Raw genomic sequence first — 17,562 nt, forward strand, 5'->3', positions numbered from 1 at the left:
GAATCCTGGACACGGGCTATGCGGCTGGGGCCCAACGCCAGGTGGTCAAGGGGTTGTCAGGCCCGTCAAGAAGGTTCTGGACCGTTGCCGGAAGACTGCGCGACAGTGACTTCTGGTGAGTGCGAGTGCGTACTGGGTTGCGTTTCGGTCTGGTCGTACGCGGAGGCGCGGCCGGCCCGGCCGCTGAACGCAACCATCGCGGACGGACGGCTGGAGCCTGTCGGCACCACAAGCATCGCCACCATGCCGTAGCCGCGGTGCGCCGCGCCGGCAATGATCGCCCAGGAAACCGTCGATCTGCTCCCGTCCGCCGAGATCCGGCGCGTACGCGTGTGCGTCGCGGACATGTACGCCCCCGCGCTTCCTGGACCGGCTCCCCCCGCCCACAGCCGCCGCTGGTGCTTCACGCCCCGTTGTGGCACCGCACGAAGGTCCGTCTCCACCAGGCCCGGGCCGGACGGAGGGGCACACCCCGGCAGGCTGAGCCCACCGGCAGACTGAGAGCACCACGAACTTCTGGCCCGACCGCGCTCAGCTCACTCGGCGGGCCTCATCCGAAACGCAGGGCCGGGGACGCTCTCGATGTCTTCCGCCTGCACGGCGTGGCCCCGTTCGCAGCGGATCTGGGCGTCGACGTGCGCGCCGCATCCGCGGTGCCGCGCCAGCATGGCCGGGCCCTCCGGGTCGGCGCGGTAGCGGTCACCCCACTGCAGGAGCCCCATCACGGCCGGGACCAGATCCATGCCCTTGGGCGTGATCACGTACTTCGGCCGACTCCGCGAGCCCGGCTCCTTGTAGGTCTCGGTGGCCAGGATCCCTTCCTCCACGAGCATCCGAAGCCGCGCCGCGAGAAGGTTGCGAGGACAGCCGAGGACGCGTTCGAAGTCGCCGAAGCGGGACGAGCCGTACCAGACCTCGCGCAGGATCAGGATCGTCCACTTCTCGCCCACGACCTCAAGGGTCCGCGCGATCGAGCAGTTCGACGCATCCCGGTCGAGACGGGGGTCCATGCCGGCGTCCTGTAGAGCTTCGGTCCTCGCATCCATGGGGGTGATCCTAACCTCATCTGAGTTTACTTTTCCATACTCAGCCAGTAGCGTCGTGGCCAGCACATCAACCCGGCCGCACGCGAGAAACGGGCGCGCAGGGGGACCTGGGCGAAGAATCGCATCAACCACCGGAATACCCACGCGGAAAGGCGGCCGAGATGAAGGCATTCGTCGTCGAGAAGTACGGCAAGGACGGCGCGCGCGCCGCCGAGATACCCGAGCCCACTGTCGGGGACCGCGACGTCCTGGTCAGAGTGAGCGCCGCCAGTATCAACTGGACAAAATGGTCCGCAACGGGGAGTTCAAGCAGCTCCTGAAGTACAAGCCTCCATTCGTGCTCGGCCACGACTTGGCCGGCGTCGTGACGCGGGTCGGCTCCGCCGTACACGGCTTTGAGGTCGGCGACGAGGTCTACTCCCGTCCACGCGACCTGCGGATCGGAGGCTTCGCGGAGTTCATCGCAATCGACATGGACGATGTCGCGCCCAAACCGGCCTCCCTCACCCTCCAGGAGGCAGCCGCAGTGCCGCTCGTGGCCCTGGCCGCCTGGCAGATTCTTGTCGAGCGTGCCCATGTGCAGCCGGGACAGAAGGTGCTCATCCACGCCGGCGCCGGCGGCCTCGGCTCGACGGTCATCCAGCTCGCCAAGCACCTCGGCGCCACAGTGGCGACGACCACTGACACCAAGACCGAGGAGTTGGTCAGGAGCCTCGGCGCCGACGTCGTCGTCGACTACACCAAGGAAGACTTCTCCAAGGTACTGTCCGGCTACGACCTGGTGGTGGACTCCCTCGGCGGAGCGAACCTCGAGAAGTCGCTGACCGTGCTGAAGCCCGGCGGCCTGGCCATCAGTGTCGTCGGCCCGCCGGACCCCGGGTTCGCCAAGCAAGTCGGCGCCCCCTCCTTCCTGGGCCTGGTCATGAACGTGCTCAGCCGCAAGATCCGCAAGCAGGCGAAGGCGCTGGACGTACGCTACGAGTTCTTCTTCATGCAGGCCAACGGCTCCCAGCTGCGCAAGCTCGGCGCCCTCTACGACAACGGGAAGCTCCGCCCGGTCATCGACAGCACCTTCCCGTTCGACCAGACGCTCGAGGCGATGGCGCACGTCGAGCAGGGCCGTACCAAGGCCGGCAAGGTCGTGGTCTCGATGGTGCCCGACAACGACTGAGACCCCGCCGACCGCAGCCCGTCCGTCCGGCACGGTCACCGGAGGGGCGACGACGCCGTCGGCGAACCAATGGCGCCTACGGCCGCGGAGGCAGCCGACGCGGTAGGCATCTCCGCGCTCCCTGCGCGAGGCCGTGTCCTGCTCACGGCGGACATGCTCAGGACGGCAGCGTCCGTCCGCCGAGCGACGCACCTTGCCAGGTGGGAGTGCGGTCCTTGTCGACCAGCGCCGCACGGACGCCCTCCAGGAAGTCCTGCGTGCGGATGGTCGTGCGAGTGAGGGCGAGTTCGTCGTTGAGGCACTCGCGCAACGTGTGCTGCCTGCCCCGGGCCAGCAGGGCGTGAGTGATCTCCAGGCTCTGCGGCGAGGCGGACTCCAGAGCAGCCAGCGCGGCGGCCGCCCAGGGGGTGTCGAGGTGGCGCAGGCGTTTCTCGATCTCGCCGAGGGCCGGCGCGCCAAACGCCCAGTCCACGTCCCCGCGCACCTCCGCCAGTCGGCTCTCCGCCACCGGGGAACGGCCGGCAAGGCGGTTCAGGACGACGTCCACCGGGTCGCCGGGGTTGCCGGCCAGGGCATCCGCGACCGCGTCGAGCTCATCCGCGGGGACGAAGTGCGTGGCCAGCCCCGTGTACAGGGCGTCGGCCGCGTCGAGCCGGTGCCCGGTCAGTCCCAGGTACATGCCGATCGCGCCGGGCAGCCTCGGTAGAAAGTAGCTGGCCCCGACGTCCGGGAAGAACCCGATCCCGGTCTCGGGCATCGCCAGCACCGCGCGCTCGGTGACGACGCGGAAGGCGCCGTGGACGGACAGGCCGAGGCCGCCGCCCATGCACAGGCCGTCGATGAGCGACACGACCGGGACGGGGTACTCGGCGATCCGGGCGTTGAGCCGGTACTCGGAGGCGAAGAACCGCTCACTGGCCTCGGCATCCCCGGCGAGGCTGTGGTCGCGGATGATGCGGATGTCTCCGCCGGCACAGAACGCCTTCGTGCTGGTACTGGCGAGCACCACAGCGGACAGCGGTGTGTGCTCCCACGCGGCGAGCGCACGGTCGATGGCGGCGACCATGCCTGTCGTCAGGGCGTTGAGCGCCTTGGGGCGGTTCAGCAGGATCCGGCCGACGCCCCGGTGGACGCCGGCGAGAATCTCCACCGCAGCGGCATCAGTCATCGGACGTCATCTCGTCATCCGCGGACCTGGCTGTCGTGGCCATCACGTTCCTCACTCGCCGGCTGTCAGGCGTAGATCTGCGCGTAGAGATCCTGGATCTCGTCCGCAGTGGGTACGACAGGGTTGTTGGCGGGGGATCCGGACGTGAGCGCCTGCTCAGCCATGAGGGGCAACAGGCGGAACCACTCGTCCTTGTCGATGCCGTGGGCTCTGGGGGTGGGCACCTCAAGATCCTGGCACAGGACGCGGAGCGCCTCCACGAGCCTATCGGCGGCCAAGCCGTTACTGTCTCCGTCGGTGGCGGCTCCGAGTGCGCGGGCGCAGTCGGCGTACCGACGCTCGGCGGCGGGCACGGAGAACGCTGTCACCGCGGGGAAGAGCATCGCGTTCGACAGGCCGTGGGCGACGTGGAAGTGAGCGCCGATCGGGCGGCTCATGCCGTGCACGAGCGCCACGCTGGAGTTCGAGAAGGCGATGCCGGCCTGGGTCGCGGCGAGCATCATCGCCTCGCGGGCCTCGGTGTCTCCCCCATCCGCGTGGGCGCGGCGCAGGTACCGGCCGATGGTCTTGACCGCGTTCAGCGCAAGGCCGTCGGAGAACGGATTGGCCTTGCGGCTCACGTACGCCTCGACGGCATGGGTGAGCGCGTCGACACCGGTGTCGGCTGTCAGCCGGGACGGCATCGACACGGTCAGTTCGAAGTCGACGACGGCGGCGACCGGCAGGAACGCCGGCCCCGGGCAGAGCATCTTCTCGTCCGTGGCGCTGTCGGTGATGACGGTGAACTGGGTCGCCTCCGAGCCACTGCCCGCGGTCGTCGGGACCGCGATCACCGGAAGCGCCGGACCGTGGTTGGTGCGCGGGGCCTTGTAGTCCCGCATCCGACCGCCCTGGACGCCCAGCAGGCCGAGGGCCTTGGCGGTGTCCATCGGGCTGCCTCCGCCGAACCCGATCACCGAGTCCGCCCCGTGTTCCCGCAGCACGGCCAGGCCCGCCTCGAGCGAGTCGGTCGTCGGATCCGGGACGGTACCGGCGAACAGGCGCGGCTGCAGTCCTGCGTCCCTCAGCGTCGCCATCAGGCGTTCTGCCGCACCGGTCCCGGCGAGGAACGCGTCCGTCACCAGCAGGGGGCGGTGCAGACCCAGCTCCCGCATGACGTCGCCCAGCTCGCCGACGGCGCCGCCGCCGACGCGCAGGATCCGCGGGAGGGAAAGGCTGGCTACCATGGCGGCCCTTTCAGCAAGAACGGGGAGCATGTCGCGCCCACTGCCCCGACTGTGCGGCCAAGCGATATGTGCAAACAACCGCCAATGGTGCACACCCACTGTGCACAAATGCAGATACGGTCGGGCCGTGCACCCCCACTCCCCGGACGAGACCCCCGCCCCGCAGCTGACCGGCTCCCACCGCCCCGTCGATCCCCGCAGACTCCGTGCGGACGATCTGCGCTACCTGCTCGCGCTGTCGCGTACCGGCCGCCTGGTGACAGCCGCCGACGCGCTCGGCGTGGATCACACCACCGTGTCACGCCGTGTCGCCGCATTGGAGAAGAGCATCGGCCTACGCCTCATCGAGCGCGGCCCGGAGGGATGGACGCTGACGGACATCGGACGAGCCGTCTCGGAGAACGCCCGCGCGATCGAGGAGGCCGTCGACCGCGTCGCCGACACCGTGGCGGGTCAGGACTCGCCGTCTCTGCACGGTACGGTGCGCGTCAGCGCGCCCGACGGCTTCGGCGCCGCCTTCGCCACACCCGCCCTCGTACGAGTACGCCGCCGGCACCCCCGCCTCCAGGTCGAACTCGTCACTGCGACACGGCAGCTCGCCCTGCGCCCGTCGGGTTTCGATCTCGCTCTCGTCATCGGCGTTCCCTCCAGCAGCCGCCTGGTGACCGAACACCTCACCGACTACACGCTGGGGCTCTACGCCTGCGACGACTACCTCACCCAGTACGGCCGACCGGAGACGGTGGCCGAGCTGCGAGAGCACCCACTCATCTTCTACATCGAGTCGATGCTGCAGGTCGGCGACCTCGACATCGAGCGCCACCTTCCCGGCATGACCCCCGCCTTCTCCTCGACGAACGTCTTCGCCCAACTCGAAGCCACCCAGCAGGGAGCCGGCATCGGCGTCCTACCGGCCTTCCTGACCCAGCGGACGCAACTGCGCCGACTGCTCCCCGACGAGATCGACATCCGGCTCCCCATCACCCTGGCCGTCCGCCGCGAGGCGGTGACACACGCCGCCGTACGCGCCCTGTGGACCGCTCTACGGCAAGAGGTCGCCGAACGGGCCGATGACCTACTTCCGGAGTGAACGCCAAGGAGATTCCGGTGCGGCGAACTCCCGCCGATCGAACCACAGGCCGCCGGTCCGCAACGGTAAGGGTTCGGGGTCGTTGGTCGCTCACGGGTGGACTGGCGGGGGTCTGGTGTTGTCGTCGTCGGCGCGGGAGGCGCCTTCCTCCGCCGCCTCGCCCTCGTCGGCGTGCTGTGGGGGCGGCCCGCACCTTGGACGGCATGATGTCCGGTCCCGGCCAGACAGTGGCGGCTGTCGCCGTCAGCAGACCAAGGAACAGCTGGCCTTTCCGGAGAAGGCGATCGGCCAACTCCACCGAGTGGGGCCGCTCCGCAATTCGCGCTGTCGCGGAACGGGCGGTCGTGTCCGCCACCTTTCCAGTACGAGGACCCGGACGCCCGCGCTCTCGTCCGGCGGCCGTCACCGACAGCAAAGACGGCGCGACCGGCGGGCGGGGAAGAAACAGGAGCAGGTCGAAGCCTCGTGGCGCGAGCGCGCACTCAACGCTGAAGCGGAACTGCCCGGACCCAGAACGAAGTCCTGGTGCAACGCCAGCGCATCGGCGAACTCATGGGCCGGCTCCGGGCCATCGACGAAACGATCCCGGCGGACGCGGTCCGGAAACTCGCGACCGAGAACCCCTCCCCCGCTTGGCCGATCGTAGGCGGATTCGCAATATCAAGGCTGAGCTTGACTCTGTCGGGGATCTTGAAGTTTGCGGTGCGCCGACGTGATCAGCGGGCATGCTCGGGACTGTTTCGCAGCCCGATGCAGTTGTCGGGGTGTCCATTGTCGCTCCGTCGCCGTTCCGGTGAGCAAGTCCCGTCTCTGGCCGCGCAGATCGCGAGGGCGAGCAACCCAGGCGGTACGACGGCGATGTGGGTGAGACACCACCTCGACAGGCTGTGGTGCGACGAGGATTTCGCGGTCTGTACCCGCGCGACGGGACGACGAGGACCAGGTGGGGGTGATCCGCCGGGCCTGAGTTGCCGCCCCGGACGTGGAGCAGGTCGCCGAACTTCAACTCCCGCGAGGAACCTGCGAGTCGGGGTAGTCCGGGTTCTGCACCCGAGTGTCTGTGGTCACCGCGAGCGTCGAGGTCGGGTCGACCGTCACCGGGCAGGTCGCGGTCGCCAGGGAGTCCTCCTTGTCCGAGGTGAGCACCAGGGTCTGCGAACGTCCGCCGCAGTCTCGACCTTCGTTGTCCACCTGCTCCTGGTGCGCCGGCGACGCGTGACTCGCCGCGGTCAGGATCAGGGCCATGACGCACCCGAAGACCACCCTGATGATCGCCTGGGCCTGAGGCTGGGCCGCACCTCAGCGAGGCAGCAGGACGTCGACCTGCCTCCGGATGTCCTCCACGATCTCCTCGACGCTCAAGGCGATGTTCACGCTCGCCGCCGTGCTGAGGAACATCACGGCGGACACGATGTGTGCCAGCGTCGCGGCGTCCCCCGCTGTGACCCGCTCGTCTCGGCGCAGCGCGGCGGCGATGGCCTCCTCGGTCTGCGCGACGATGGCGAGTGCTGCGCTGTGCCGGGGCTCCTCGGGGTCGCCGAAGACCATCTCTCGCAGGTAGGTGCGTCCGTTGTCGATCTGGGTGCGGTTGCACTCCACGATCGGCCGGACGATCGCCAGCACCGCGTCCAGCACCCCTGGGATGGTCTCGGCGTCCGCCCGGCCCTGCTCGAGCGCTTCGGCGTACTTGGCGTTCTGCACAAGCAGGAGGAGTTCGCCCTTGGTCTTGGCATAAAGGAACAGGGTTCCGGTGCCGATGTCGGCCTTGTCGGCGATCTGCTGGGTCGTGACCTCATCGACGCCGCGTTCGGCGAACAGCTCACTGGCGGCAGCGACAATGCGGTCGAGCTTGTCCTGCTTGTTCCGCTCGCGCCGTCCGACCGGCTGGGAGGCGACAGACATCGCGATGTCCTCCAGAAATAGATTCTGACTGCACTCAGTTATGATGATAGTCGCTACCGCGTGGGCTCGAATCTGGCTCCGCTCATTCTCCCACGGCAGGGCGAGGAGCCATTGCTCCATCCGTGCACAGCCACGCACTTCACATCCCCTTGGAAAGAAGGAAAACCAATGCCCTCTCTCGATGGAGCAGTCGTCCTCGTCACCGGCGCCAATGGCGGTATCGGCACCCACTTCGTCCACGACGCCCTGGCTCGCGGCGCCGCCAAGGTCTACGCCACCGCCCGTTCCCCCCGCGCCTGGGACGATGAACGCATCGTCCCCCTGACCCTTGACGTCACCGACCCCGCGTCGATCGACGCGGCCGTCGCCGCCGCGGCGGATGTCACCGTGCTCGTCAACAACGCGGGCGCCACCCCGCCGAGCGCGAGCCTGCTGGACGTCACCGAGGCGGACATCCGGGCAAACATGGAGACGAACTTCTTCGGACCGGTCTTCCTCGCCCGCGCCTTCGCACCGATCCTCGCCGCCAAACAGGGGGCAATCCTCGTCGACGTGCACTCCGTTGCCAGCTGGTACGCCTTCGGCGGCGTCTACAGCGCGTCCAAGGCCGCACTGTGGTCGGCCACCAACTCGCTGCGCATCGAGTTCGCACCCATGGGCGTCCACGTGACGGGGGTGCACATGGGCTACGTCGACACCCCCATGGCCGCGCACGCTGACGGACCCAAGATGCTGCCGACGCAGCTGGTGACAACGGTCTACGACGCCGTCGAGGCCGGCGAATACGAGGTCTTGGCCGACGAGCTGACCGCGCAGGTCAAGGCGGCTCTGAGCGGCCCGGTTGAGGCGCTTTACCCGGACCTGCACAGCACGAACGCCTGAGCTTGTTCTTCGGTCCCGACGTGATCTCTTCACGCCGGGACCCCGTGACCCATGGCGTTCGAACGGTTGGCCGACGTCGAGGAGGCGTGCACTGTCGCGGTCGTCGAGCCGCCGATGATATCGGCGGTCGACCCAGCAGCAGCCCGATCAGCAGCGCGGCACCACCGCGATGACAGACCATCGCGGCTGTCGGGCCACGGGCTCAGGCGGTGCCGGGCGCCGCGAGTTCGGCCCGGTCGGTGTCGGTGAACTCGGTCAGGCCGTGCTCGGCGAGCACTTAGGCGAGCATCATCCGGTGCAGTTCGCCCAGCGACCGCCAGGGCACTCCCCCGAAGGCCACCCGCAGCAGTGTCGGCGGGTACAGGCTGCGCACCTGGTGGTGAGTCCTGGTCAATCGGCCTGTGCCCCGGCGCGGGCGCCGACGCGCTCGGATTCGCCCGCGATGCCGGCGCGCCGGTCGACCACGGTGCCGAAGACGTCGAACACCACCGCGTCCACAGCGACGCCGATCCGTCGGCCGTCTTCGGTGGTGACAGGGCTTCGCGCCATTGTTCTTCTCCCTCATCGGGCACGGATACGACGACGAACCAGGTGGGCCCCCGCGGCAAACGAGCACGGCCGCGGCATCTGCTGCGTCCGTGCTCGCTTTCTGATGGGGTCAGCGTTGCTGGTTGGCGATGCCGATGTAGTGCCCGAGACGGTACTCGAAGTCGATTCCGGCCTGTTCGACGACGGCCTGCGCGCCGGCGGCGCGGGTGAGGAACCCGGGGAGGGTGAGGGACTGGGCGAACTCGCCGTACGCGGCGACCAGGTCCGCATCCGGGGGCAGGGATGCCCGGTTGACCTGGGCTTTGGCTGAGGCGAGTGAGGTGCGGTCGAAGGAGGCGAGCCGGGCGACGACGGTGCCGACGAAGGCGTCGAGTTCGCTGTCGGGGAGGGCGCGGGTGATCCAGCCCCAGCGTTCGGCGGTGTCGGCGTCGTAGTCGTCGCTGGTGAGGATGGCTTCCAGGGCGCGGTCGCGTCCGATGGCGCGGGGGAGTCGTTCGGTGCCGCCACCGCCGGGCAGCAGTCCGCTACCGACCTCGGGCTGCCCGAAGATCGCATTCTCACGGCTGGCGTAGCGCAGATCGAGGGCGAGGGCGAGCTCGTTCCCGCCGCCGCGGGTTCGTCCACGAATGGCCGCGATGGTGATGTAGGGCGCTTTGGAGAGTTCCAGGACCAGATTCGTCCAGGCCGGCACCTCGTCCTGGTCCTCGGGGGCGGGGAAGTCTGCGGCGGCGGCCAGGTCGAAGTGGTTGTAGAAGAAGTCGGGGGTGGTGCTGTCGAACAGCACGACCTGGATGTCCGGGTCGGTGGCCAGTTCTTCGACGATCCCGATGAGGCGCAGGACGGTCTCGCCGGCGATGAGGTTGACGGGCGGGTTGGCGAAGGTGATCTTCGCGACCTGCGGTGAGGTGCGCTCGTAGTGGATGGTGCTTTGCTCGCTCATGGCTGGCTCCGGATGCGTGATGGGTATCAGACGGCGACGGGGCGCGAGGAGGGCCAGGAAGCCTGCGGCCGATGGATTCCTGAGCAGATCCGGTGGTCGCGCTTCCCACCTGCGCTGCTCACTCCTGGTAGCGCGGGAGGATGTCGCCGTTCTTGACGTAGGTGAGAGCGGCGGCGACGTCGTAGGCGTGGATCGCGGAGACCAGCGGCGCCAGCCGGTTGGACAGGTCCTCGATCACGCTGCCGGTGAAGAAGGCGTCCCGTGCCGCAGTGTCGGTGAACCCGAGGCTGACCGAGGCGTGGAAGCGCTGGTCGTGGGGGTTGTCGTGGGCGACGTCCGGGGTGTCCCAGAGCTTTTCGATCCAGGGCAGGAACGTCTGCGTGCGCAGTTCCTTCAGCACTCCGGTGCCGGCGAGCGCGGGAGTGAGCTGCTCGTTGACGAACTTCCGGAAGGCGCCGCCGCCGACCCCGTCTCTGCGGCGCAGGTAGATCAGAACGCGGGCGCCGACCGTCTGTCCGGGGCCTGCGACGTCGTACCACCGAGAGGAGTTCGGCGGGCCGGTGTAGAGCAGGGTGCGGCGGAACACGTTGATCTCGTCCGCGTAGGCCAGCTTCGTCTGCTTGCGCCCTTTCACGGGCGCAAGCGCCGATTGGAAGGTGACTTCCGCGACGCCGTCGATCTTCCGGTCGGCGGGGATCGCGGTCTGCACCCCGTTGGTCACCGGCCACCGGCCCGTGTTGTGCTCGGCCAGGTGGATCTGCCGGTACTCCTCCAGGCCAGGGGTGGCGGAGATGATCCCTGAGTGCGGGCCCTTCCAGTGGTCCATGCCGGTCTGGCGGGGCTGGTCGGTGCGCACCCACAGCAGGATCGAGGAGGCGAGGTGCTTCTTCACTTCCAGGGGTGCGACGGTCGGTGACGTGCTCATGGTGTTGGCCTTCTCTTCCTGGTCAGGCGGTGGTCAGCGGGCGAGGAACTCGACCGCGACGGGGGCGAACTCCTCGTGGTACTGGAAGATGCCGCCGTGCCCGGAGTCGGGGTAGATGATCACCTTGCTGTCCTTGATGCGCCGGTGCAGGTCCTCCGACAGGACCGACGGCACCATACGGTCGTTGTCGCCGTTGGCGATCAGGGTGGGCTGCGTGATCGTCGACAGGTCGTCGGGGGCCGAGCGCCCCCACTTCTTGATCGCCGTCAGCTGCGTCTGGAACGCCTGGGTCTTGATCTTCGCGTCGCGGTCGGCGGTGCGCTCCTTGAGCCGGTTGACGAACGCGCGCGCGGCGGGTTTGCCGGTGGCGTTGCGGTTGAAGAACAGGAACTCCTTGGGGTCCGAACGGGTCAAGGTGGCGCGCAGAATGTCCCAGTAGGTGGTGCCGGCGACCTTGTCGATGTCCTTGCCGCCCTTGGGCCCGGTGCCGGTGAGGACGAGCTTGCGAACGAGCTCGGGGTGCTTCACCACCAGGGCCTGGGCGACCATGCCGCCGAGGGAGAAGGAGAAGACGTCGATCTTGTCGTACCCGAGTGCCTTGATGAAGGTGTAGGCGTCGTCGGCCATCGCCTCGACACTGTCCGGCACCTGGCCGGTGGACGCCCCGACACCGCGGTTGTCGAAGGCGATGACGTGACGGCCCTTCGCGACGGGGTCGATGATGCGGGGGTCCCAGTTGTCCAGGGTCGCGGCGAGGTGGACGAAGAAGACGACGGGGATGCCGCCCTTCGGTCCCAACTCACGGTAGGCGTAGGTGACGCCACCGGCGCTGACGGTGCGGGCCGGGGCCTTCGCGTAGGAGGTGATGACGGCTTCGTTCGGGGTGTCGGTGCTGCTCATGGTGGATGCTCCTTGTGTGTTTTGTGTCGCCCGTCGCGGTTGCGGCGGGTCAGCTGTTGCCGATGACGGCCTTGCCGCGGATGCCACCCTGGGACAGGGACTGCAGCGCCTGCGGGGTCTGATCGAAGCCGACCACCTTGCCCACGACCGGGCGCACCACGCCCTGGTCGATGAGGGTGGTGATCTGGCGGAGCTGGTCGCCGCTGGCGCGCATGAACAGGAACCCATACGTCACCCCGAGCTTTTTCGCCTGCTTGCGGATCTTGCCGCTCAGGCCTGCGACCGCCAGGCGCAGCAGCGGGTTCAGGCCGGCCTCGCGGGCGAACGCGGGGTCCGGGGGGCCGGCGATCCCGATGGCCTTGCCGCCGGGCTTGAGGACCCGCAGGGACTTCTCGAGATTCTTCCCACCGAGGCTGTCCAGCACCAGGTCGTAGCCGGTCAGGAGCTGCTCGAAGTCCTGGGTGCGGTAATCGATCACCGTGTCCGCGCCGAGCGCGCGCACGAAGTCCGCGTTGGAACCGCTCGCGGTCGTGGCGACGCTCGCACCGAGGTGCGCGGCGAGCTGGATCGCGATCGAACCGACCCCGCCGGCGCCGGCGTGGATGAGAACCTTCTGCCCGGGCCGCACCTTCCCGCGCTCCACCAGCGCCTGCCACGCCGTGAGCGCCGCCAGCGGCAGCGAGCCCGCCTCTTCCATGCTGATCGAGGCGGGCTTGAGCGCCAGGTCACTCTCCGCGACGGCGATGCGCTCGGCGAACGTGCCGATGCGGTCCTGGTCGGGCCGGGCGTAGACCTCATCTCCGGGCTTGAAGCCGCGAACTGCCGTCCCGACGCCGATGACGGTGCCCGCGACGTCGTTGCCCAGGATCAGCGGCAGCTTGTAGGGCAGGATCTGCTTGAACTCACCGGCGCGGATCTTCTCATCCAGCGGGTTCAGCCCGGCGGCCTCCACCCGCACAAGCACGTCGTGCTCCCCCACGGTGGGCTCGGGGACGTCCGCCTCCTGCAGCGGCTCCTTGTACTTGGTGACGACGAACGCTCTCATGGGCGTCGCTCCTTGTCTTCATCCTATTTATTCAGGTTTGAGACCAGATCAGCCAATTCAGCGCGACATCTGGAGTCTCGCCTCGCTCAATCAATCCGAGTACACTCAACTATGAGCTCACTCAGAATTATTGTCAAGGGAGGTCCCCATGGGACGCGGTCACATGCCGATCGGGCGCCGCGAGCTGGCCAAACAGGCCAAGCGCGAGCGCATCATGACCGCGGCCCGCGAGCTGTTCGTCGAACACGGCGTCAGCAGGGTCACGACGCAGCAGATCGCCCACCGGGCCGACGTCGCGATCGGCACCCTCTACCTGTACGCGTCCACGAAGGCCGAGTTGCTGATCATGGTGCAGAACGCGAAGTTCGCCGCCGCCATCGACGACGGCCTCGCCGCCGCGAACGCCGCCGTCGGACAGGGCGTGCTGGAGCCAGTCGTCGCTCTCATCCGTCCCGTGGTGGAGTGCGTGAGGGAGCACATCGAGAACGGCCGCACCTACCTGCACGAACTCGTCTTCGGCGACCCGGCCGAGCCCTACCGGCAAGCGGGTCTAGCCCTTGCCGGCCGCCTCGAGGACGGCATCACCGGCCTGCTCACCCGCGACGAGTACATCGGTACCGCCGACGCGGCAACGCTGGCGCGGGTGATCACCGCGATCATCCACATCGGCACCACCGCCACCGTGTACCTGCACCTCAGCGACGAAGCCGTCCTCGCCGACATCCGCGACCAGATCCACGCCACCCTGGCGCCCCACCACCGCGCCGCATGACCACTCGCTCCAGGAGCCAACCATCGGACACCCTGCAAAGGGGCACCTCATGAGCCCGCACTCCGGCGTCGTCGTCCTCGGCGCCGGCCCCAGCGGGTACGTCGCCGCGGTCCGCGCCGCGCAACTCGGCAAGACCATCCAGCCCTGGTCCAGGGCCGCGTACAAAGCGCCGCGTCCACGCCGATACTCGGCCGCCATCGACAACGCCACCAGGGCCCTGACCGGCCCGTCCGCGCACAGGACCGCGTCGGTGAGTTGGAAGGGCGCGTCCGCGCGGGCGTAAAGGGAATCGTGGAACTCGATCCGAAAGCGGGACAGCAAGCCCAACGCCTCGCCTCTGGACACCTCGACGGGGACACTCATGGACAGCGGCCGTTCTCTCGCACTTCGTTACTCGACATCTCGAAGCGTGAAGACTTGTATCTACTTGATGGCCAAGGGGTGGCCGCCTTGCCGTACGCGTGGGCGTGACTATCACACGACGGGGCAGCCGAGTTGAACTGGACGGGCATGAGCACGTACGACAACGACACCAAGGTCTCCCAGCATTGCTCGGTTCGATTCGCATTTCCGAACTACCGAGACGCCAAGATCGGTTGAGAGACGGCTTCCCCGCCGCATCAACGGCTCGGAACCGCAGCCGCTTTGCGTCAGTATCTGACCATCGGGTGATTGGGCTCGCGTCGGTCGGCTGCGGTCAGGCTTCCGGCCCCCGTGCCTCCGACTGGTCGCTGTTGCCGTGTGTCAGTGACGCGAGAATTTCCTTGCGGCAGACATCGAGGATTTCGTCGGCCAGCAGAGAACCGTCCGGGCATGCCCGCGACAACATGACCGCGCCGACCGAATGGGCGAGCATGTCGATCACCATGGTGCGGGCCGCGCCCTGGTCCGCATCCCCCGGCGTATCGCTTTGGGCCTGGAGGACCGTCAGCAGGTTCTCGATCCCTGCCGCGAACTCTGTTTTGATGTCCACTGACTGACGGGCGGCGTCGCCGCTGAGAGCCGCGACGGTGCAGCCGTCACCGCGCCCGTCGCGATGCTCCCGCGAGACGTAGCGCTCGACGAACTCGGCGGGGTCCAGGCCTTCCGTCCGTGCCGCGGTCCACGAGAGTCCGCTTGCGGAAGCCTCGGCCATCAAGTCGGCCTTGGAGCGGAAGTGCTTGTAGAACCCGCCATGGGTGAACCCGGCGGCTGCCATCAGTTCCGCCACACCGACACCGTCATAGCCGCGCTCGCGGAACAGTCTGGCGGCTGTCGCGACGATGTGGGCACGGTTGCGCTCTGCCTGTGCCTTGGTGACCCGCACGATCAGCCACCCCTTCCTCGGTTGACGCTCGACGGCCAAGCGTACATAGATGTCGATCGACATCAAAGGGCTTGACTTTTTAAATTACGATCGTCATTGTATTGCTCACCCCCTCCAGAAAGGCCCAGGCCATGAGTGACACGCATGTGACCGCACCTACTCAGTACATCGAGGTCGACGGCGACCGCTTCGCCTACCGACGCTGGGGCAAGCCCTCCGGCGTCCCGATCTTCCTGGTCCAGCACTTCCGCGGGGGAATGGACAACTGGGACCCGCTACTCACCGACGGCCTGGCCGAAGGCCGTGAGGTCATCCTGTTCAACGGGCGCGGCATCGCCTCGTCATCCGGCACGCCGCGCAACCGGATGGAGGACATGGCTGACGACATCGCCGCGGTCATCCGGGCGCTGGGGCTGGAGCAGGTCGATCTGCTTGGCTTCTCGATCGGCGGTTACCAGGCGGAGGAGGTCACTCTGCGCCACCCCGAGCTGGTGCGCAAGCTCCTCCTGCTCGGCACCGGCCTTCGGGGCGGGGACCCGACGAGTGACCCCAAGGTGCCTGACTACGCACTGAACCCGGTCCCCACCCTGGAGGACTTCCTCTTCCTGTTCTTCGGCCGCTCGGAAGCCGCGGTCGAAGCGGGCCGGGCCTTCTGGGAGCGACGTCACCAGCGGGCCGACCAGGACACGCCGAGCTCGCCCGCAGTCGCACAGGCGCAGTTCGAAGCGACTATCGCCTATGCGGAACCGCTGCCGGGCGAGAATCCCTACGCCTACCTGAACGCGATCACCCAGCCGACACTGGTCCTCAACGGTGAGAACGACGTGATGATCGCCTCGATCAACTCCTGGCACCTCGCCCAGAACATCCCCAACGCTCAACTGCTGATCTACCCCGATGCCGGGCATGGAGCACAGTTCCAGAACCCCGAGCGGTTCCTGACGCACGCCCTTCAGTTCCTCGACGAGTAACACCTGCAGGGCTTCGGGTGCAGTCACTGACGCCTGGTCCGTAGTGACGGGCCGACTGGTCGGATCTCCGGACCGCGACGCGCACACCTTCCTCCATGAAGTCCTCTACGCCCCCGTGGTCGAAACGGAAGACAGTCCGGCAGCCGGATCGTCGCCGGGCTCGCCGGCTTGACCAGCTGCGCGACACTCCGGCAGGCCCGCCGGAACGGCCGCCCGAGGTAGGCGCATCCCGCGCGATCCAGGCGGGGCACGTTGTCGCCCGGCCGTCGCGCCCGCACTCACTCACCGCCTCACGCGACTGCACCGCGGCCAAGCCTGGACCCGGCGACAGAGTCCCCAGGATTGCTCATCGCGGGCACGGCCCACCGGCGCGTTGCACGCACTCATCCCGCTCGCCCCCTCGGCGGTCCGGTCCACAAGTTGCGACCGGACCGACACCCGCCCGACCCGGCCATGCCCAATGCCCCGAGAAGGGCCTCCGCACATCCGAGGGGGGCGACTCCAACTCACCTACGTTTACTTTCCTATACTCAGCCAATAGTGTCATGACCAGCACATCGACCCCGGCCGCCACGGGGGAAACCCCGCACGGCACCCGTCCGAGAAGGAGCACCACCATGGGAGTAAGCCCAGAGGCACACGAGTTCGCCGAGTTCCTCGCGAGCGTGAGCGCAAAGTCGTCGACACCCGGCCTCGACCTGGCCGTCATCCGCGACATCGTCGACTCCAACCACAAGGCGTCGACCGAGCCGGAAGGCGTCACCTACGCCGAAGTGGACGCGAACGGCGTCCCCGCCCTGTGGGCCATCCCCGAGGGCGCCGACCCCGACAAGGCGCTACTTCACTTCCACTTCGGCGGATCGGTCACCGCCTCGATGTACTCGGACCGCAAGGCCGCCGGCCACATCGCGAAGGCGGCCGGAGCCCGCTCCCTCGTCGTGGACTTCCGCCTGGCGCCCGAACATCCCTACCCCGCCCAACTCGACGACGCCGAGACGGCCTACCGGTGGCTGCTCTCGCAGGGCTACGAGCCGCGGAACATCGGCAGCACGGGCCACTCGATCGGCGGAACCCTCGCGGTGATGCTCCCGCTGCGTCTGCTCGCCAAGGGCGAGGCGACCCCGGGCGCGATCGTCAGCGTCTCTCCATGGACAGACCTCACCATCCAGAACGCGTCGGTGGACGCGAACGAAGACAACGACAAGATGCTGAGCAGGAGCACCCTCGAGCTCTTCCGGGGAGCCTGGCTGCAGGAGCCCGGAGTGGACTTCTCCGACCCGCAGATCAGCCTCGTGAACGCCGATCTGACCGGCCTGCCGCCCACGACCGTCCACTACGGCGAGTACGAGACCCTTGCCGACGACGGCGCCCAGCTCGGCCGCCGACTCGCGGACTTCAAGGTCACCTCCGAAGTCCACCCGCTGCCCGAAGGCCAGCACTCGTTCGTCCTGGGCGCCGGGCGGGTACCCGAGGTGGACCAGGCAATCCAGCAGATGGGCCAGTGGCTCCGTAAGCACCTCGGCAGGTGAGCAGAAGCCGCACCTGACGGCGGAGCCTGACAGCTCGGCCGCCGCGCCACCGCGATGCCGGTGACCGGTCCGCCGGCCTCCGGCGTGCTGCTCGACCATAACAGCCGGCATGCGGTACTTGTGTCCGACACCGTTTCGCA

The 17,562-nt window shown here is 68.2% G+C and carries 17 protein-coding genes and 1 pseudogene; 7 read left to right on the plus strand and 11 right to left on the minus strand.

Going from position 1 to position 17,562, the window contains the following annotated elements; all coding sequences use genetic code 11:
- Positions 1–536: 536 nt before the first annotated feature.
- On the minus strand, positions 537–1,010 hold the full coding sequence (locus tag OG607_RS03685; protein WP_405736524.1) for a winged helix-turn-helix transcriptional regulator: 474 nt from the start codon (positions 1,008–1,010) through the stop codon (positions 537–539).
- 197 nt (positions 1,011–1,207) lie between these two features.
- Here OG607_RS03685 and OG607_RS03690 point away from each other — a divergent pair.
- Positions 1,208–2,217, plus strand: a pseudogene (locus OG607_RS03690) (NADP-dependent oxidoreductase).
- 157 nt (positions 2,218–2,374) lie between these two features.
- Here OG607_RS03690 and OG607_RS03695 read toward each other — a convergent pair.
- Together OG607_RS03695 and OG607_RS03700 are read right to left on the minus strand one after the other, a co-directional pair.
- Entirely contained in the window at positions 2,375–3,385 is a 1,011-nt protein-coding gene (locus OG607_RS03695; protein ID WP_405718662.1) for an enoyl-CoA hydratase/isomerase family protein, read from the minus strand.
- 65 nt (positions 3,386–3,450) lie between these two features.
- Positions 3,451–4,611: an iron-containing alcohol dehydrogenase gene (locus OG607_RS03700; RefSeq protein ID WP_405718664.1), complete on the minus strand. Its 1,161-nt coding sequence runs from the start codon at positions 4,609–4,611 to the stop codon at positions 3,451–3,453.
- A gap of 127 nt (positions 4,612–4,738) precedes the next feature.
- Between OG607_RS03700 and OG607_RS03705 the strand changes: the two genes are divergently transcribed.
- On the plus strand, positions 4,739–5,701 hold the full coding sequence (locus OG607_RS03705) for a LysR family transcriptional regulator (protein WP_405718666.1): 963 nt from the start codon (positions 4,739–4,741) through the stop codon (positions 5,699–5,701).
- 1,002 nt (positions 5,702–6,703) lie between these two features.
- On the opposite strand, the gene OG607_RS03710 is transcribed toward OG607_RS03705, so the two are convergent.
- Positions 6,704–6,946, minus strand: a complete 243-nt coding sequence (locus OG607_RS03710) for a hypothetical protein (RefSeq protein ID WP_405718668.1) — start codon at positions 6,944–6,946, stop codon at positions 6,704–6,706.
- A 54-nt stretch (positions 6,947–7,000) separates the two neighbouring features.
- Entirely contained in the window at positions 7,001–7,603 is a 603-nt protein-coding gene (locus OG607_RS03715; RefSeq protein WP_405718671.1) for a TetR/AcrR family transcriptional regulator, read from the minus strand.
- 168 nt (positions 7,604–7,771) lie between these two features.
- Between OG607_RS03715 and OG607_RS03720 the strand changes: the two genes are divergently transcribed.
- Complete coding sequence (locus OG607_RS03720; protein WP_405718673.1) at positions 7,772–8,485, plus strand: SDR family oxidoreductase; 714 nt, start codon at positions 7,772–7,774, stop codon at positions 8,483–8,485.
- Positions 8,486–8,875: 390 nt separating this feature from the next.
- Here OG607_RS03720 and OG607_RS03725 read toward each other — a convergent pair whose 3' ends face one another.
- The 5 genes from OG607_RS03725 to OG607_RS03745 form a co-directional block, all read right to left on the minus strand.
- Positions 8,876–9,034 carry a hypothetical protein gene (locus OG607_RS03725; protein ID WP_405718675.1) on the minus strand — a complete coding sequence of 53 codons (159 nt, stop codon included), beginning with the start codon at positions 9,032–9,034 and terminating at the stop codon, positions 8,876–8,878.
- Positions 9,035–9,143: 109 nt separating this feature from the next.
- Positions 9,144–9,974 (minus strand): enoyl-CoA hydratase/isomerase family protein, encoded by an 831-nt coding sequence (locus tag OG607_RS03730; protein WP_405718678.1) that lies wholly within the window; start codon positions 9,972–9,974, stop codon positions 9,144–9,146.
- Between the two features lie 118 nt (positions 9,975–10,092).
- Positions 10,093–10,899, minus strand: coding sequence for a strictosidine synthase (locus OG607_RS03735; protein ID WP_405718681.1), 807 nt, complete (start codon positions 10,897–10,899; stop codon positions 10,093–10,095).
- Positions 10,900–10,932: 33 nt separating this feature from the next.
- Positions 10,933–11,799 (minus strand): alpha/beta fold hydrolase, encoded by an 867-nt coding sequence (locus OG607_RS03740; RefSeq protein ID WP_405718684.1) that lies wholly within the window; start codon positions 11,797–11,799, stop codon positions 10,933–10,935.
- A 49-nt stretch (positions 11,800–11,848) separates the two neighbouring features.
- Positions 11,849–12,844 (minus strand): NADP-dependent oxidoreductase, encoded by a 996-nt coding sequence (locus tag OG607_RS03745; protein WP_405718687.1) that lies wholly within the window; start codon positions 12,842–12,844, stop codon positions 11,849–11,851.
- Positions 12,845–12,992: 148 nt separating this feature from the next.
- Here OG607_RS03745 and OG607_RS03750 point away from each other — a divergent pair, with 148 nt between their 5' ends.
- A complete protein-coding gene (locus OG607_RS03750) occupies positions 12,993–13,616 on the plus strand; it encodes a TetR/AcrR family transcriptional regulator (RefSeq protein ID WP_405718690.1) in 624 nt (207 codons plus the stop codon).
- A gap of 49 nt (positions 13,617–13,665) precedes the next feature.
- A complete protein-coding gene (locus OG607_RS03755; protein WP_405737497.1) occupies positions 13,666–13,899 on the plus strand; it encodes a hypothetical protein in 234 nt (77 codons plus the stop codon).
- Positions 13,900–14,313: 414 nt separating this feature from the next.
- Here OG607_RS03755 and OG607_RS03760 read toward each other — a convergent pair whose 3' ends face one another.
- Positions 14,314–14,985 carry a TetR/AcrR family transcriptional regulator gene (locus tag OG607_RS03760; protein ID WP_405718693.1) on the minus strand — a complete coding sequence of 224 codons (672 nt, stop codon included), beginning with the start codon at positions 14,983–14,985 and terminating at the stop codon, positions 14,314–14,316.
- Between the two features lie 68 nt (positions 14,986–15,053).
- On the opposite strand from OG607_RS03760, the gene OG607_RS03765 reads away from it, so the two are divergent.
- Positions 15,054–15,893 carry an alpha/beta fold hydrolase gene (locus tag OG607_RS03765; protein ID WP_405718695.1) on the plus strand — a complete coding sequence of 280 codons (840 nt, stop codon included), beginning with the start codon at positions 15,054–15,056 and terminating at the stop codon, positions 15,891–15,893.
- A gap of 617 nt (positions 15,894–16,510) precedes the next feature.
- Positions 16,511–17,422, plus strand: coding sequence for an alpha/beta hydrolase (locus tag OG607_RS03770; RefSeq protein WP_405718698.1), 912 nt, complete (start codon positions 16,511–16,513; stop codon positions 17,420–17,422).
- Positions 17,423–17,562: the final 140 nt, after the last annotated feature.

The sequence above is a fragment of the Streptomyces sp. NBC_01537 genome, from assembly GCF_045040445.1.
Lineage (GTDB): Bacteria > Actinomycetota > Actinomycetes > Streptomycetales > Streptomycetaceae > Actinacidiphila.

Coding starts and splice junctions, on each gene's coding strand:
- OG607_RS03685 (WP_405736524.1), bottom strand. CDS start 1,010: ATGGACCCCCGTCTCGACCGGGATGCGTCGAACTGCTCGATCGCGCGG.
- OG607_RS03695 (WP_405718662.1), bottom strand. CDS start 3,385: ATGACTGATGCCGCTGCGGTGGAGATTCTCGCCGGCGTCCACCGGGGC.
- OG607_RS03700 (WP_405718664.1), bottom strand. CDS start 4,611: ATGGTAGCCAGCCTTTCCCTCCCGCGGATCCTGCGCGTCGGCGGCGGC.
- OG607_RS03710 (WP_405718668.1), bottom strand. CDS start 6,946: ATGGCCCTGATCCTGACCGCGGCGAGTCACGCGTCGCCGGCGCACCAG.
- OG607_RS03715 (WP_405718671.1), bottom strand. CDS start 7,603: ATGTCTGTCGCCTCCCAGCCGGTCGGACGGCGCGAGCGGAACAAGCAG.
- OG607_RS03720 (WP_405718673.1), top strand. CDS start 7,772: ATGCCCTCTCTCGATGGAGCAGTCGTCCTCGTCACCGGCGCCAATGGC.
- OG607_RS03725 (WP_405718675.1), bottom strand. CDS start 9,034: ATGGCGCGAAGCCCTGTCACCACCGAAGACGGCCGACGGATCGGCGTC.
- OG607_RS03730 (WP_405718678.1), bottom strand. CDS start 9,974: ATGAGCGAGCAAAGCACCATCCACTACGAGCGCACCTCACCGCAGGTC.
- OG607_RS03735 (WP_405718681.1), bottom strand. CDS start 10,899: ATGAGCACGTCACCGACCGTCGCACCCCTGGAAGTGAAGAAGCACCTC.
- OG607_RS03740 (WP_405718684.1), bottom strand. CDS start 11,799: ATGAGCAGCACCGACACCCCGAACGAAGCCGTCATCACCTCCTACGCG.
- OG607_RS03745 (WP_405718687.1), bottom strand. CDS start 12,844: ATGAGAGCGTTCGTCGTCACCAAGTACAAGGAGCCGCTGCAGGAGGCG.
- OG607_RS03750 (WP_405718690.1), top strand. CDS start 12,993: ATGGGACGCGGTCACATGCCGATCGGGCGCCGCGAGCTGGCCAAACAG.
- OG607_RS03755 (WP_405737497.1), top strand. CDS start 13,666: ATGAGCCCGCACTCCGGCGTCGTCGTCCTCGGCGCCGGCCCCAGCGGG.
- OG607_RS03760 (WP_405718693.1), bottom strand. CDS start 14,985: ATGTCGATCGACATCTATGTACGCTTGGCCGTCGAGCGTCAACCGAGG.
- OG607_RS03765 (WP_405718695.1), top strand. CDS start 15,054: ATGAGTGACACGCATGTGACCGCACCTACTCAGTACATCGAGGTCGAC.
- OG607_RS03770 (WP_405718698.1), top strand. CDS start 16,511: ATGGGAGTAAGCCCAGAGGCACACGAGTTCGCCGAGTTCCTCGCGAGC.